Origin of the sequence: Microbacterium sp. W4I20, assembly GCF_030816505.1 — a bacterium.
Classification (GTDB): domain Bacteria; phylum Actinomycetota; class Actinomycetes; order Actinomycetales; family Microbacteriaceae; genus Microbacterium.
This window is the reverse complement of record NZ_JAUSYB010000001.1, coordinates 1,167,146-1,180,191: the sequence shown is the minus strand read 5'-3', so window position 1 is coordinate 1,180,191 and position 13,046 is coordinate 1,167,146. Positions and strand designations below refer to the sequence as shown.

General features: G+C 68.3%; 12 protein-coding genes. 5 read left to right on the top strand and 7 right to left on the bottom strand.

Features of this window, described 5'->3' with window-relative positions; genetic code table 11:
• Positions 1-60 precede the first annotated feature (60 nt).
• Positions 61-1,218 (top strand): DUF4232 domain-containing protein, encoded by a 1,158-nt coding sequence (locus QFZ21_RS05785; RefSeq protein ID WP_307375350.1) that lies wholly within the window; start codon positions 61-63, stop codon positions 1,216-1,218.
• A gap of 4 nt (positions 1,219-1,222) precedes the next feature.
• On the opposite strand, the gene QFZ21_RS05780 is transcribed toward QFZ21_RS05785, so the two are convergent.
• Together QFZ21_RS05780 and QFZ21_RS05775 are read right to left on the bottom strand one after the other, a co-directional pair.
• Positions 1,223-3,130 (bottom strand): ABC transporter ATP-binding protein, encoded by a 1,908-nt coding sequence (locus QFZ21_RS05780; RefSeq protein WP_307375345.1) that lies wholly within the window; start codon positions 3,128-3,130, stop codon positions 1,223-1,225.
• A 76-nt stretch (positions 3,131-3,206) separates the two neighbouring features.
• Positions 3,207-3,413 carry an AsnC family protein gene (locus tag QFZ21_RS05775; RefSeq protein WP_307375341.1) on the bottom strand — a complete coding sequence of 69 codons (207 nt, stop codon included), beginning with the start codon at positions 3,411-3,413 and terminating at the stop codon, positions 3,207-3,209.
• A gap of 103 nt (positions 3,414-3,516) precedes the next feature.
• Here QFZ21_RS05775 and QFZ21_RS05770 point away from each other — a divergent pair, with 103 nt between their 5' ends.
• Both QFZ21_RS05770 and QFZ21_RS05765 read left to right on the top strand, forming a co-directional pair.
• A complete protein-coding gene (locus QFZ21_RS05770) occupies positions 3,517-4,548 on the top strand; it encodes a S66 peptidase family protein (protein WP_307375339.1) in 1,032 nt (343 codons plus the stop codon).
• A 29-nt stretch (positions 4,549-4,577) separates the two neighbouring features.
• Entirely contained in the window at positions 4,578-5,216 is a 639-nt protein-coding gene (locus QFZ21_RS05765; RefSeq protein ID WP_307375336.1) for an HAD-IA family hydrolase, read from the top strand.
• A gap of 73 nt (positions 5,217-5,289) precedes the next feature.
• Here the strand turns inward: QFZ21_RS05765 and QFZ21_RS05760 are convergent, their stop codons facing one another.
• Entirely contained in the window at positions 5,290-6,786 is a 1,497-nt protein-coding gene (locus tag QFZ21_RS05760; RefSeq protein WP_373426000.1) for an MFS transporter, read from the bottom strand.
• A gap of 79 nt (positions 6,787-6,865) precedes the next feature.
• On the opposite strand from QFZ21_RS05760, the gene QFZ21_RS05755 reads away from it, so the two are divergent.
• Positions 6,866-7,363, top strand: a complete 498-nt coding sequence (locus tag QFZ21_RS05755; protein WP_307375333.1) for a metallophosphoesterase — start codon at positions 6,866-6,868, stop codon at positions 7,361-7,363.
• 26 nt (positions 7,364-7,389) lie between these two features.
• Positions 7,390-7,848, top strand: coding sequence for a GAF domain-containing protein (locus QFZ21_RS05750; protein WP_307375330.1), 459 nt, complete (start codon positions 7,390-7,392; stop codon positions 7,846-7,848).
• Between the two features lie 7 nt (positions 7,849-7,855).
• Here QFZ21_RS05750 and QFZ21_RS05745 read toward each other — a convergent pair whose 3' ends face one another.
• The 4 genes from QFZ21_RS05745 to QFZ21_RS05730 form a co-directional block, all read right to left on the bottom strand.
• Complete coding sequence (locus tag QFZ21_RS05745) at positions 7,856-9,592, bottom strand: beta-galactosidase family protein (RefSeq protein WP_307375327.1); 1,737 nt, start codon at positions 9,590-9,592, stop codon at positions 7,856-7,858.
• A 94-nt stretch (positions 9,593-9,686) separates the two neighbouring features.
• Positions 9,687-11,045, bottom strand: coding sequence for a sugar ABC transporter substrate-binding protein (locus tag QFZ21_RS05740; protein ID WP_307375325.1), 1,359 nt, complete (start codon positions 11,043-11,045; stop codon positions 9,687-9,689).
• Positions 11,046-11,111: 66 nt separating this feature from the next.
• Positions 11,112-11,957, bottom strand: a complete 846-nt coding sequence (locus QFZ21_RS05735; protein ID WP_307381238.1) for a carbohydrate ABC transporter permease — start codon at positions 11,955-11,957, stop codon at positions 11,112-11,114.
• A 46-nt stretch (positions 11,958-12,003) separates the two neighbouring features.
• Positions 12,004-12,921 carry a carbohydrate ABC transporter permease gene (locus QFZ21_RS05730; RefSeq protein WP_307375323.1) on the bottom strand — a complete coding sequence of 306 codons (918 nt, stop codon included), beginning with the start codon at positions 12,919-12,921 and terminating at the stop codon, positions 12,004-12,006.
• Between the last annotated feature and the right edge of the window lie 125 nt (positions 12,922-13,046).

Here is a 13,046-nt window from a genome sequence, read left to right as displayed (position 1 = left end):
TGACGGCTTCGCTAGGGTCGAAGGAGCCGCGCGTCCGCGGTGTTGTCTGGGGGGATCGCGATGCGACACGGTGTGATGCGGGGTGCCGTGCGGCACGGTCTGATCGGCGGCGGGGTGCTCGCCGTCCTGTGGTTCGTCTCCGGCTGGCTGGCCTATCTCCTGTCCGGAGCCGGCGGGAGTCTCGCCACGCTCGCGTCCCTCATTCCGACGCCCCTGGGCCGCGGCGTCTTCGGAAGCCCTGTGCTGTGGGCGGTCCTCGTGCAGCTGCTGATGGCGGCGGTGCTGGTCGCCGGGTTCGCGGCACTCGCCGTCCGGCTTTCGGCGGGCCGACTCGTCTTCGCGACCGCGTGGCTCGCCGCGATCCTGACGTCCTTCGCCGTCGGTGCCGCTCTGGATCTCGGGAACTTCATCGTCGGGACGGCCGATTTCGGAATCCGCGGCGCGATCGGCACCATGGGCGCCACCTCGGAGACGACGTGGTGGGCGGTGGTCGTGGGGTGGATCCCGGCCCTGGTGACTGTGCGCTCCGGGCGCATGCGGGACGAGGACCCGTCCCCTGCGCCTGGCCCGACCACGAGATCGTCGCTCACCGTCGTCGCACTGGTCGCCGCAGTGGCCCTCGTGCTTCTCCCGTTCGCGGCCCAGGCCGGTGCCGACGCCATGCAGCAGCAGTTGCGCGAAGAACAGGCCGCTGCGCAGGCAGAGGCCGATCCGAGCGGAGCGGTGGCTCCGGATCCCTCCGCATCGGGCGACCCTGTGCCGACTGCCGGCCCCTCCGAGGGTGCGTCGGACGATGGGGCATGCACCGCCGCGAACACGACGATCATGACATCGCCTCCGGACGGCGCCACCGGGCATCGCGGTCAGCTGCTGCAGCTCGTGAACGTGGCGGACGAGCCGTGCACCGTCGACGGGTATCCGGACGTCGCGTACGGCGACCAGAACGGGCATCTGCTCGACGTGGCGGTCGAGCACGGCCGCTCCTTCATGGCTGAAGATCCCGGCGCCTCGCCGATCGTCCTCCCGCCGGGCGGGTCGGCGTCGGCGTTCATCGGATGGGACGCGAACTCGGTGCAGGGGCAGCTCGCGGCCCGCAGCATCTGGGTCGCGGTGCTCCCGGGAGAGGAACGGCTCTCCTGGGACATGCCGCTCGACATCATCCCGGGAGCAACCGTGTACGTGACGGCCTGGCAGGCCACAGTGGTGCCCGAGGGGTGACGGCTCAGGCCAGGAGCTGGTGGCGCGCGAGGTCGCGGTAGAGCGGCGTCGACTCGACGAGTTCGGCGTGGGTCCCCTGGCCGACGACGGTGCCGTCCTGCAGCACGACGATCAGATCGCTGTCGACGACGGTCGAGAGTCGGTGGGCGATCACGACGAGCGTGCGGTCGGTGGAGACCGCATCGATCGCCTCACGCATTCGCTGTTCGTTCACGCCGTCGAGCGATGAGGTCGACTCGTCGAGCAGCAGGATCGGCGCATCCGTCAGCAGGGCGCGCGCGATCGCGAGACGCTGGCGCTCACCGCCCGAGAGCATCACGCCGTCCTCGCCGACGGGCGCCTGCAGGCCCAGAGGGTTCCGCTCGAGCACCTCGCCGAGGTTGACCGCGCGCAGCACGCGCTCGCAGTCGGCGTCGGACGCATCGGGGGCGGCCAGCCGCAGATTCTCGGCGAGCGTGCCGGCCAGGGTGGGGGCGTCCTGCTCCACGTACCCGAACTGGGCGCGCAGCTCGTCGCGCGGGTAGGTGCGGGCGTCGTGGCCGTGCAGTCGGATGGACCCGCCGGTCGGGTCGTAGAAGCGCTCGACCAGCGAGAGGATCGTGCTCTTGCCCGCACCGCTCGGACCGACGAGGGCGACCCGGGTCCCTCGTGCGACGGAGAACGACACTCCACGGAGGACTTCGCGGTCCGCGGGCGACGCGGCGTCGGCATCCGCCGGTTCCACGTGCGCGTCGGCGAGCAGGGTCCTGGCTTCCTTCGCCGCCGCAAGGCGGGCCGCCACGACGTTGTCGGGGTAGTGGAAGCGCACGTCGCGGAACTCGATGGCGGGTGCGGAGTCGCCGGCTTGCGGGGACTCCTCGGGACGCTGTGCCGCGCGGAGGCCGGCGGCGATCTTCTCGTCGTCCTGCGTCTCCGTCGGCAGATCGAGCACCTCCTGGATGCGGCCGAGCGCGCCGAGCGCCTGATTCACCGAGGTGATCGCGCCGAACGTGGAGGCGAGCGGCATCACGAGCAGGAACAGGAACATGATGAAGGAAATCAGCGCGGCGATCGAGATCGCACCCGCCGCGACTCGGAAGCCGCCGACGCCGAGCACGACGAGCAGAGAGAGCTGGAGGGCGATGCCGGAGACCGGCACCACGAGCGAGGAGATCTTGGCGATCCGCACCCCGATGCCGTAGGCGTCGGACGCGAGCTCGGAGACCTGGGCGGTCTCGCGCTCGGTGGCGCCCGAGGCGCGCACCGTGCGGATCGAGCCGATCGCCCGTTCCACGCCCGATGCCAGTTCGCCGACCTTCTCCTGCTGCGCGGTCGACGCGGTGCGGATCCGACCGCTGAGGGCGACGACCACCACGACCGAGACGCCGATCACGACGACGATGAGGAGCAGGAGGATCGGGTCGATCACGAGCATCGCGATCAGCGCGCCGAGGAACAGCACGGCGCTGCCGACGGCATCCGCCAGTCCCTGGGTGAGCACCGCATACAGCAGGGTCGTGTCTGTGCCGACCCGCGAGACGAGGTCGCCGGTGCGGCGCGCGTCGAACTCGGAGACCGGTAGGTGGAGGATGCGGGCGATGAGCTTGCGCCGGCTGGAGTAGACGACCGCGGTGCCGGTGCGCTGCAGCAGGTAGTGCTGGAAGCCGGAGATGACCGACGACACGATCACGAAGCCGACCAGCAGCCAGATCAGCAGACCGAGCGCGCGCTGCGACTGCACGGCCTCGATCACCTGCCCGACCAACAGCGGCTGCACGAGCGAGGTCGCAGCGCCGACGACGCTGAGCACCGCGACGACGATGAGCGTGCGCTTGTGCTCGAACAGGAAGGGGAGGAGCTGGCGGAACGTGGCGCGCGGGCCTTCGGGCTGTGCGCCGCGTCCGCGCCGGCGGGGAGTCGCCGTGCGGGACATGCGGGACCTCGATCTGAGAACGGTACTTCGACCGTACTTCGTGTGCGGACGGATTCTGTGGATGGGCTGAGTGCGCTCAGTGGCGTCCGAAGCGGCGGTGCGCCGCCTGCTTGCTCACGCCCAGGGCGCTGGCGATCGCCTGCCACGAGTATCCGGCGTTGCGCGCTCGGCGCACCTGCGCCTCTTCGGAGCGGGCGATCTGCTGACGGATGTCGGCGAGCCGATGCAGCTCGGCCAGCGGTTCGCCTCCGTCGTACTCTGCGATTGCTGTGTGCGATGTCATGAGGAACCTCCCTCGTCAATACTTGTTGACGCTCGAACGAAAGTCAATATGTGTTGACGGATGCTGCGGAGGGGATCTGCGCGCCCGCTGACAGACTGGACGGATGCTGTCCGCACCCAAGCTCGTGCCCGGCGACCGCGTCGCCATCCTGTCCCCGGCGTTCGCGGCCCCCGCCGTCGCACCCGCGCTGCACGACCAGGCGATGCGCCGCCTGCAGGAGCTGACCGGCCTCATCCCGATCGAGTATCCGACCACGCGCGCGCTCGACGCGACCCCGGAAGCCCGGGCCGTCGACGTGAACGCGGCTTTCGCCGACCCCGGCATCCGGGCGATCCTCGCCACGATCGGCGGCGACGACCAGATCCTCGTCGTCCCGCACCTCGACCCGGCCCTGCCGATCGCCGACCCGAAGCCCTTCGTCGGCTACAGCGACAACACGAACATCCTCAACTGGCTCTGGGGCCTCGGCGTGCAGGGCTACTACGGCGGCTCGACCGCGGTACATCTCGGTCCCGGCCCGTCGGTCGACGGCATCCATCTGCGATCCCTGCGGGCACTGCTGCTCGAAGGAGGAACGCTCGAGATCACGGAGCCGGGGGAGTCGGAGGATGTCGGTCGGCGATGGCACGACCCGCGCGCGCTCACCGAGTTCGGCGATCGTGTGCCCACCGAGGACTGGACCTGGGCCGGTCCCGCGACACGGGTCACCGGGCGCACCTGGGGCGGCTGCCTCGAGGTGATCGACGGACTCGCACTCGCCGATCGGCTTCCACCCGCTGCGGCTCTCGAGGGCGGCATCCTGCTGCTCGAGACGAGTGAGGAGCGCCCGCCCGCCGGCTGGGTGTCCCGCTGGCTGCGCGGACTGGGCGAGCGCGGCATCCTCGGGGCCGTGAGAGGAGTCGTGGTCGCCCGCCCGCCGGTGAGCGACTTCGAGTTCCATCCGTCGCAGGCCGAGGCGGCGCAGCTCCGCGCCGCACAGCGCGACGCCGTGATCGAGCAGGTCACCCGCTACAACCCCGACGCGGTCGTCTGCGTCGGCCCGCCCTTCGGGCACACCCGTCCGCAGTGGATCCTGCCCTACGGCGGAACCATGACCCTCGACGGAGCCACTCGCACGATCACCGCCGACTACTGACTCCCAGACCGCTGCCCTAGGGTGTGCGGATGAGCGAGACGAAGTGGGTCCTGTTCGACATCGGGGGAGTGCTGGAGCTCGTCGATGACGACACCTGGCAGGACGAGTGGTGGGAGCGCTGGCGCGATCGCAGCGGGCTCGCCCGGCCGGAGTTCGATGCACGAGTCGCCGCCGCCGATCTGCCGCCGATCGATGTGACCGCCGGGCGCGAGGCGGAGTTCTGGCAGTCGCTCGCCACCGCGGTCAACCTCGATCCCGAACAGCGCGCCGCGATGCGCACCGACTTCTGGGATGCCTACTGCGGCACCGGCAACACCGAGATGATCGAATACGCGCGCTCTCTGCGCGGGCGTGCCCGCACCGCCATCCTCTCGAACTCGGCAGACGGCGCGCGCGAAGAAGAGGAGCGCCGCTTCGGCCTCTCGCAGATCTTCGACCCGATCTGCTACAGCCACGAGCTGGGCGTGAACAAGCCCGACCCGCAGGCGTATCTGCTGACGCTGGAACGCCTTGGCGCCGGTCCCGACGAGGTCTTTTTCATCGACGATCACACCGAGGCGCTGGTGGGCGCCGCGAGTCTCGGCATCCGCGGCATCCTGCATCGAAACAACGCCGAGACCATCGCCACGATCGAGACGTTCCTGTCCGGCGGCACGCCCGCCGCCTGAGTGCGCCTCCGGTCGCAGAAAGGCACGCATCCCCGTGGGAGATGCGTGCCTTTTCGCGACCGGAACCGGTGGGTCAGCGCTCGACCAGCGCGGCCACCCCGAGGTCGTCCTCGTAGTCGTGGTCCTTCGTCTCGGGCGAGAGGATCAGCGCCACGAACGTCAGCACGCCCATCGCCGAGAGGTAGAGGCCGACGAGCCACGGGGCGCCATCGCCGAGCTCCCACAACCACACCGCGATCAGCGGTGCGACGGCGGCGCCCAGGATCGACGAGACGTTGTAGGAGATCGCCGAACCGGTGTAGCGCACGTTGGTCGGGAACAGCTCGGGCAGAAGCGCACCCATCGGCCCGAACGTCGCACCCATGAGCATGAAGCCGAAGACGAGGAACGCCTGCGCGAGCGCGCCCGTGAACTTCGGATCGGCCGCGGGCAGCAAGAACGTGTTGAACAGCAGACCGAACACGATGATCACGCCGGTCACCCAGAGCAGCAGCTTGCGGCGACCGACCTTGTCGGCGATCGGGCCGGAGAGCAGTGTGAAGATGCCGAAGAACACCACGCCGATGATCTGCATCAGCACGAAGTCGGTGTAGCCGAAGCCGAGTCCGGGGTAGAACTGGGCCGCGAACGCCGACGCGTCGAAATCCTTGCCGGCGGCCTCGGCGGCCGCCTGCGCGGCAGCGGATGCCGTCTCCAGCGAAGCCGCCTTCGTGCCGTAGGCCAGGGTGAAGTTCGTCATCAGGTAGAACAGCACATAGGTCGCCAGCATGATGAACGTGCCCAGGATCAGTTGCTTCCAGTGGTGGCGGAACACCGTCGCCAGCGGGAGCTTGCGGATCACGCCCTTCTTCTCGGCGTTCTTGAAGGTGTCGGACTCGACGAGCTTGAGTCGCACCCAGAGTCCGACGATCACCATCACGGCGGAGAAAAGGAACGGGATGCGCCAGCCCCAGGAGAGGAAGGCCTCCGACTTCAGCAGCGGGTTCTCGCCGTGCGGCAGCAGCCAGTTGATGCTGAGGAAGAGAAGGTTGGCGATGATGAAGCCGAGCGGTGCTCCGAGCTGCGGGAACGTGCCGTACCAGGCCCGCTTGCCTTTGGGCGCGTTCTCGGTGGCGACCAGAGCTGCTCCCGACCATTCGCCGCCGAGCGCGAAGCCCTGCGCGAGTCGCAGGATCAGCAGCAGAAGGGCCGCCCACCAGCCGATGTCCTGAAATGTCGGCAGCAGCCCGATCACGAAGGTCGCGATGCCCATCGTGAGCAGCGAGGCGACGAGGGTCGCCTTGCGTCCGAACTTGTCGCCGAAGTGTCCGAAGACGACGGCACCGATCGGCCGGGCCACCATCGCGGCACCGAAGACCGCGAAGGACGACAGCAGCGACGTGGTGTCGTTGCCGGTGGGGAAGAACAGTGCGGGGAACACGAGCACGGCTGCCGTCGCATAGGCGTAGAAGTCGTAGAACTCGATCGTGGTGCCGACAAGGCTCGCTGCGATGACGCGCGAGCGCGGATTCGCGGGCGGGGCTGCCGACGCGGGTGCAGTGCTCAAGGTGCTTCTCCGTTCAGTCCCCATCTGTCGAGGGACTCGGGCGAGTTTACGCCTTCCTGAGTGTTGCCTGTGTGCGATGAGCGTGTCGGATAGCGTGTCGTCCATGACCACGCGGATGCTGCTGCTCGCCGACACGCACGTACCGAAGCGCGCCCGTCGCCTGCCGGACGCCGTGCTGCGCGCGATCGACGATGCGGACGTGGTCGTACACGCGGGGGACTGGGTCGACTCGCCGACGCTCGACCTGCTCGAATCGCGGGCCCGCTCGTTCCACGGGGTGTACGGCAACAACGACGGCCCCGAGCTTCGCGCGCGGCTTCCCGAGATCGCCCGGTTCAGGGTCGAGGACGTCGGGATCGCGGTCATCCACGAGACCGGCGCGGCGACCCGTCGGGAAGAGAGGATGGACGCCGCCTTCGCAGACACTGATCTGCTCGTCTTCGGACACTCGCACATCCCCTGGGACACCGTGTCTCCCGCGGGAATGCGCCTGCTGAACCCCGGGTCGCCCACCGACCGGCGTCGCCAGCCGGTCTGCACGATGATGTGGGCCATGATCGATGGGACGTCGATCGACACGACGCTGGTGCCTGTTCGATGAGCGAGATGCCGATCTATCGTGCACCGATGCGCTCGCGCGACGATTCGGTGCCCCGCGGTGTGGGGCCGGAGCGGGCCCTCGAGCTCGGCATCTGCGGCATCGGCGGCAGGCTGGAGGCGGCTCCCGGCTCACTGGCCGAGGCGCTGGTCACGGCAGACGCGCAGTCCGGCATCCGATTGGCGTGGCGTATCGAACGGTTCGCGAAGGCGCCGATCGGTGCGTTCGTGTGGACGAGGGATGTCGACGGCCTGACCTATCTCGGACGCATCGCCGGCCCGTGGGCGTATGACCCCGGGGAGGACGCCGCCGCCGTGGACCTCGTACATGTCCGGCCCTGCGAGTGGCTCGCGGAACCGATCGACCAGGCGCAGGTGCCGGGCGGTGTGCGGGCCACCTTTGCCCGCAACGGTCGGAACTGGCAGCGCATCCATGACGCTGATGCCGAGCGGTTGTCCGCCGGGCTCTGGCACAGGTACCGCGACTGAACCCGGTTCACTCCTCCGTGACGCCGAGAGACAGCGCAGGCACGAACTTCGCCCGCGGTGCCAGGACATGCTCCAACTCCAGCACCACCAAGCGGTTCGATCCCGCCAGCGTCGCGGGCGCAGGAACGTACAGTGTGCGCTGCGGACCGTTGCGCCAGTAGCGGCCGAGGAAGAATCCGTTGACGAACGCGTAGCCTTTGCTCCACGACGCGGTGTCGAGGAAGAGGTCGGACGCCGACTCCAGCGTGAAGTCTGCGGTCCAGGCCGTCGGGCCGCTGCCTGTGAGCACGCTGTCCTGACGGGCGCCGACCTCCGCCGCGATCGGGCGGACGTCGAGAGGCGTCGAACGCCACCCGGTGAGCGGGGTGCCGTCGAGTGCGACGACGCCGATCAGCCCCTTCTCCTCGCCCAAGCGGTGGTCGTAGTTCACTCGGCCCTGGTCTTCGACGAGGATGCTGAGCGTGCGTCCCGCAGGAATCCGCACCGCGCGGTCGTGGCGCGTCCTCGAGAGCGTGCCGACGTGCTGTCCGTCGACACTCACCCAGGCGAGGTCGCGAACGTCCTCGACAGTGAGCAGCCCGCCGTCGTTCCCGGGCAATTCCACGTCGTAGCGCACGAGCGCGCTGAGGTGGGCGAGTTCGTCGAACGTCTGCGGGCGATCGGTGACCAGGGGGGATGCCGCGGCATCCGTCCATGCTCCGGCGGGAGTCAGGTCGACCTCGAAGGCCGGCAGCGGCGCGGCCGCGGCCGGAAGCTCCTCGGGCACCGGGGCGTACCGGGAGATCACCTCGCGGAAGGCGAAGAACTTGCTTGTCGGCTCGCCGGCCTCGTCGAGCGGGGCGTCGTAGTCGTACGAGGTGACGAGCGGCAGGTAGCGCCCCTTGTCGTTGGCTCCGTTGGTGAGGCCGAAGTTGGTGCCCCCGTGGAACATGTAGATGTTGACCGAGGCGCCGGCGGCGAGGAGTGCGTCGAGATCGGATGCCGCGGCGGCGACGTCGGTCGTGTGATGCACTCCGCCCCACCAGTCGAACCACCCGTCCCAGAACTCCGAGCACATGAGGGGGCCGGTGGGCTGGTGCTTCCGGAGGGTTTCAAGCCGCTCCACGCTGCGCGAGCCGAAGGATCCGGTCTTGTGCAGGTCAGGAAGGCTGCCGTCGGCCAGCATCTGATCGACCGGCTGGTCGACCGTGGTCAGCGGCACGGTGATGCCGGAGTCCCTCGTGACCGCGACGAGCGCTTCGAGGTAGGCCTTGTCGGCGCCGTACGCGCCGTATTCGTTCTCGATCTGCACGAGCACGACCGGGCCGCCGCGATCGATCTGGCGCGGCGCCACGATCTCGTAGACGCGGCGCAGGTATGCGCTCACGTCGGCGAGGAATGCCGGCTCGGAGGAGCGCAGTTCGCGCTCGCCGCCGGTGAGCCAGACCGGGAGTCCGCCGTTGTGCCATTCGGCGCAGATGTAGGGGCCGGGGCGCACGATGGCGTCCATGCCCTCGGCGTGCACGAGGTCGAGGAATCGACCGAGGTCGTTCCATCCGCTCGCATCCCAGTCGCCGCGACGCGGCTCGTGCGCGTTCCAGGCGACGTAGGTCTCGATGGTGTTCAGACCCATGAGTCGCGCCTTGTGGATGCGGTCCTGCCACTGGTCGGGGTGCACCCGGAAGTAGTGCAGAGCGCCGGAGATCACCTGGTGCGGCACGCCGTCGCGGAGGAAGTCGGTGGCGCCGAGGGAGAAGGAGGTCACGTTTTCGTGGTGCTTTCGGTCGGAGGTGACTGCGCGGGGAACCCCTGGGTCCCTGAGCCTGTCGAAGGGCCGGGGTCCCCGCGCAGCCGACGTGCTACTTGTTGACGGTGAAGCCCTGTGCGTTGCCGTACTCGGTCAGCGCGTCCTGCCAGGAGGTCAGGCCCTGGTTCAGGTCGGTTCCGCTCTGGTACGACTGGCCGACGGTGTCGCCGAAGATGCTGTTCGCGTACACCTGGTACGGGAGGTAGTTCCAGCCTTGGACGACGTCACCGGCGGCTGCCGCGAGGACCTCGTTGATCTTCTGGCCGCCGAAGTACTCGGGCGCATCGGCGAGGAACTCCTCGCTCGACAGCTCCGCGTTCGTCGACGGGAACCCGCCCGACTCGAGGAAGATCGAGATGCTGTCCTCGGAGTTGTTCAGCCACCACAGGAAACCGGCCGCGAGCTCGGGGTTCTTGCTCTGCGTGGTGACAGCCTGGCCGCCGCCGCCGTTCTCGGCGCTGGCGGGCTTGCCGTCGTAGCTCGGCATTGGGGCGACGCGCCAGTCACCGGCACCGTCCGGTGCGCCCGTGATCAGGTTGCCGGGCATCCAGGCGCCGATCACGAGGGTCGCGAGGCTTCCGTCGCCGAGGGCGCGGAACCACTCGTCGCTCCAGCTGCCGTACGGCGCGACGAGGTCTTCCTCGACGAGGCGGTTCCAGTTCTCGGTCCACTTCTTCGAGCCGGCATCCTCCAGGTCGATGGTGACGTCGGTTCCGTCGGTCTCGAACGGCTGGCCACCCGCCTGCCAGATCATCGATGTCGCGAAGCCCGCGTCACCGGCGTCGTTGGTGATGTATGCGTCGGGGTTCGCCGCGTGGATGGTCTTGGCCGCCTCGTAGTACTCGTCCCAGGTGGTGGGAACCTCGACGCCTGCGGCATCGAACACGGCCTTGTTGTAGAAGAGGGCCATGGGGCCGGAGTCCTGCGGCAGGCCGTAGACGGCGTCGCCGTCGGTGACGGAGTTCCAGGTCGACGCGGTGTAGTCGTCTTCGAAGTCGGCGAAGCCGTACTGCGACAGGTCGACGAACGCGTCGGTCAGGGCGAACTGCGGGAAGGCGTAGTACTCGACCTGCACGACGTCGGGAGCACCGGAGCCGGCCTTGATGGCGTTCTGCAGCTTCGTGTACTCCTCGTTGTTGGTGCCGGCGTTGACGAGGTTGACGGTGACGTTCGGGTATTCCTTCTCGAAGGCTGCGACCTGCGCCTCGGCGGACGGGGTCCACGACCAGTAGGTGATCTCGCCGCCCTTCTCGAGTGCCGCCTCGACGGAGTCGAACGAACCGGAGCCCGCGTTGCCGCCGCCGGCGTCACCGGTGTTTCCGGCGCCGCAGCCGGCCAGCGCCAGCGCTGCCACGGTGCCCGCGGCGAGCACCGTGAGGGTGCGACGCGCGGGGGAGGGAAGGTGCTTCATTGCTGTGTCCTTTCGGGAGGTGCGGTCCAGCGTCGGACCGCGGTGGTGATGCCGGAAGTGCGGGGGCTACTGCTTGACGCTTCCCGCGGTGAGACCTGACTGCCAGAACCGCTGCAGCAGCAGGAAGGCGATGACGATCGGGATGATCGTGAGGAGGGAGCCCATGATCACGAGGTTGTAGATGGGCTGGGATCCCGCTCCGATCGCCTGAGCGCTCCACTGGTTGAGGCCCACGGTGAGCGGGTACCAGGCGGGATCGGACAGCATGATCAGGGGGAGGAAGTAGTTGTTCCAGGTCGCGACGACCGTGAAGAGCGCCACGGTGACGATGCCCGGCGCCAGGAGCCGCATCGAGATCGTGAAGAAGGTGCGGAACTCGCCCGCGCCGTCGATGCGTGCGGCCTCGAGCAGCTCGGTCGGCACGGACTCCGTCGCGAACACCCAGATCAGGTACAGGCCGAACGGGCTGATCAGCGAGGGGATGATGACCGCCCAGGGGGTGTTCGTCAGCCCGAGCTCGCTGAACAGCAGGAAGGTCGGGACCGCCAGGGCCGTGCCGGGCACCGCCACGGCACCGAGGACGACGGCGAAGACCGCACGGCGACCGGGAAAGCGGAACTTCGCGAGACCGTAGCCGGCCATCGTCGCGAGCAGCGTCGCGCCACCCGCGCCGACGACGACGTACAGGAGCGTGTTGCCGAGCCAGCGCAGGAAGATGCCGTCGCGGTACGAGAATGTGGCGACGATGTTGTCGAAGAACGCGAAGTCGTCGGCGAACCAGAGCCCGAACGAGCTGAACAGCCCCGACTGCGTCTTGGTCGAGCTGAAGATCAGCCAGACCAGCGGCACCAGGGTGTACAGCGCGTAGACGACCATGACGATCAGCAGGGTGTTGGACTTGCGCGGATTCATCAGGTCGTGGCGCTTGCGGGAAGGGCGGGCGAGGAGGAGTGCCATGTCAGCGCACCTCAGACTTCGAGCCGCGCAGCTGCACGACGTAGGCGATGACCGCGGTGATGACGCCCATGATGATGGCGATCGTTGCGGCGTAGTTGAACTGCTGGCCTGCGAACGACAGGTTGTACGCGTACATGTTCGGGGTGAAGAACGTGGTGATCACGTTCGGGGCGAGCGGGCGCAGGATGTTCGGCTCGTTGAAGAGCTGGAAGCTGCCGATGATCGAGAAGATCGTGGCGATCACGAGTGCGCCGCGGACGGAGGGGATCTTGATCGAGAAGATCGTCCGCCACGCCCCGGCGCCGTCGAGCGAGGCGGCCTCGTACATGTCGGTGGGAATGGTCTTCAGCGACGAGTAGAAGATCAGCATGTTGTAGCCGACGAACTCCCACGTGACGATGTTGCCGATCGAGACCAGCATCCATTCCTTGGCGAACGGGGTGATGGCGTCGATGCCGAGGAAGTCGTTGACGTTGCTGGCGAGACCGAACTGGTCGCCGTAGATGTAGCCCCACATGAGCACCGCGACGACGGCCGGCACGGCGTACGGCAGGAAGATGATGATGCGGAAGAAGGAGGCTCCGCGCAGCCGTGCGCTGTCGAGGGCCAGGGCCGCGCCGAGCGCGAGCACGAGCATGATCGGCACCTGCACGACGAGGAAGATCAGCACGCGGCCGAACGCCTCCCAGAACTGCGGGTCGCTCAGCGCGCGGACGTAGTTGTCGAGACCGACGAACGAGTTGCCGCCGATGAGCCTCTCCTGGAAGAAGCTCAGGTACAGGGCGTAGGCGAGCGGTGTCAGGAACACCAGGGCGAACACGACCATGAACGGGCCGACGAAGGCCCATCCCTTCCAGTCGCGCTTGTCGCGGCGTCGGATGCCTGGGGCTCCGAGAGCTGCGGGGATTTCAGTCGTCATCGACGAGACCTTCTTCGGGTGGGAGCGCTCGATGCGCCATGTGTCTACGTCAACATATGCGATCCGCTGCTAGTGTGTCAACGTCAACATATGAATGGACGGTTGATCGTGTCCTCGGAGCATCT

Coding starts and splice junctions, on each gene's coding strand:
- QFZ21_RS05765 (WP_307375336.1), top strand. CDS start 4,578: ATGAGCGAGACGAAGTGGGTCCTGTTCGACATCGGGGGAGTGCTGGAG.
- QFZ21_RS05770 (WP_307375339.1), top strand. CDS start 3,517: ATGCTGTCCGCACCCAAGCTCGTGCCCGGCGACCGCGTCGCCATCCTG.
- QFZ21_RS05750 (WP_307375330.1), top strand. CDS start 7,390: ATGCGCTCGCGCGACGATTCGGTGCCCCGCGGTGTGGGGCCGGAGCGG.
- QFZ21_RS05755 (WP_307375333.1), top strand. CDS start 6,866: ATGACCACGCGGATGCTGCTGCTCGCCGACACGCACGTACCGAAGCGC.
- QFZ21_RS05775 (WP_307375341.1), bottom strand. CDS start 3,413: ATGACATCGCACACAGCAATCGCAGAGTACGACGGAGGCGAACCGCTG.
- QFZ21_RS05735 (WP_307381238.1), bottom strand. CDS start 11,957: ATGAATCCGCGCAAGTCCAACACCCTGCTGATCGTCATGGTCGTCTAC.
- QFZ21_RS05780 (WP_307375345.1), bottom strand. CDS start 3,130: ATGTCCCGCACGGCGACTCCCCGCCGGCGCGGACGCGGCGCACAGCCC.
- QFZ21_RS05740 (WP_307375325.1), bottom strand. CDS start 11,045: ATGAAGCACCTTCCCTCCCCCGCGCGTCGCACCCTCACGGTGCTCGCC.
- QFZ21_RS05760 (WP_373426000.1), bottom strand. CDS start 6,786: ATGGGGACTGAACGGAGAAGCACCTTGAGCACTGCACCCGCGTCGGCA.
- QFZ21_RS05785 (WP_307375350.1), top strand. CDS start 61: ATGCGACACGGTGTGATGCGGGGTGCCGTGCGGCACGGTCTGATCGGC.
- QFZ21_RS05730 (WP_307375323.1), bottom strand. CDS start 12,921: ATGACGACTGAAATCCCCGCAGCTCTCGGAGCCCCAGGCATCCGACGC.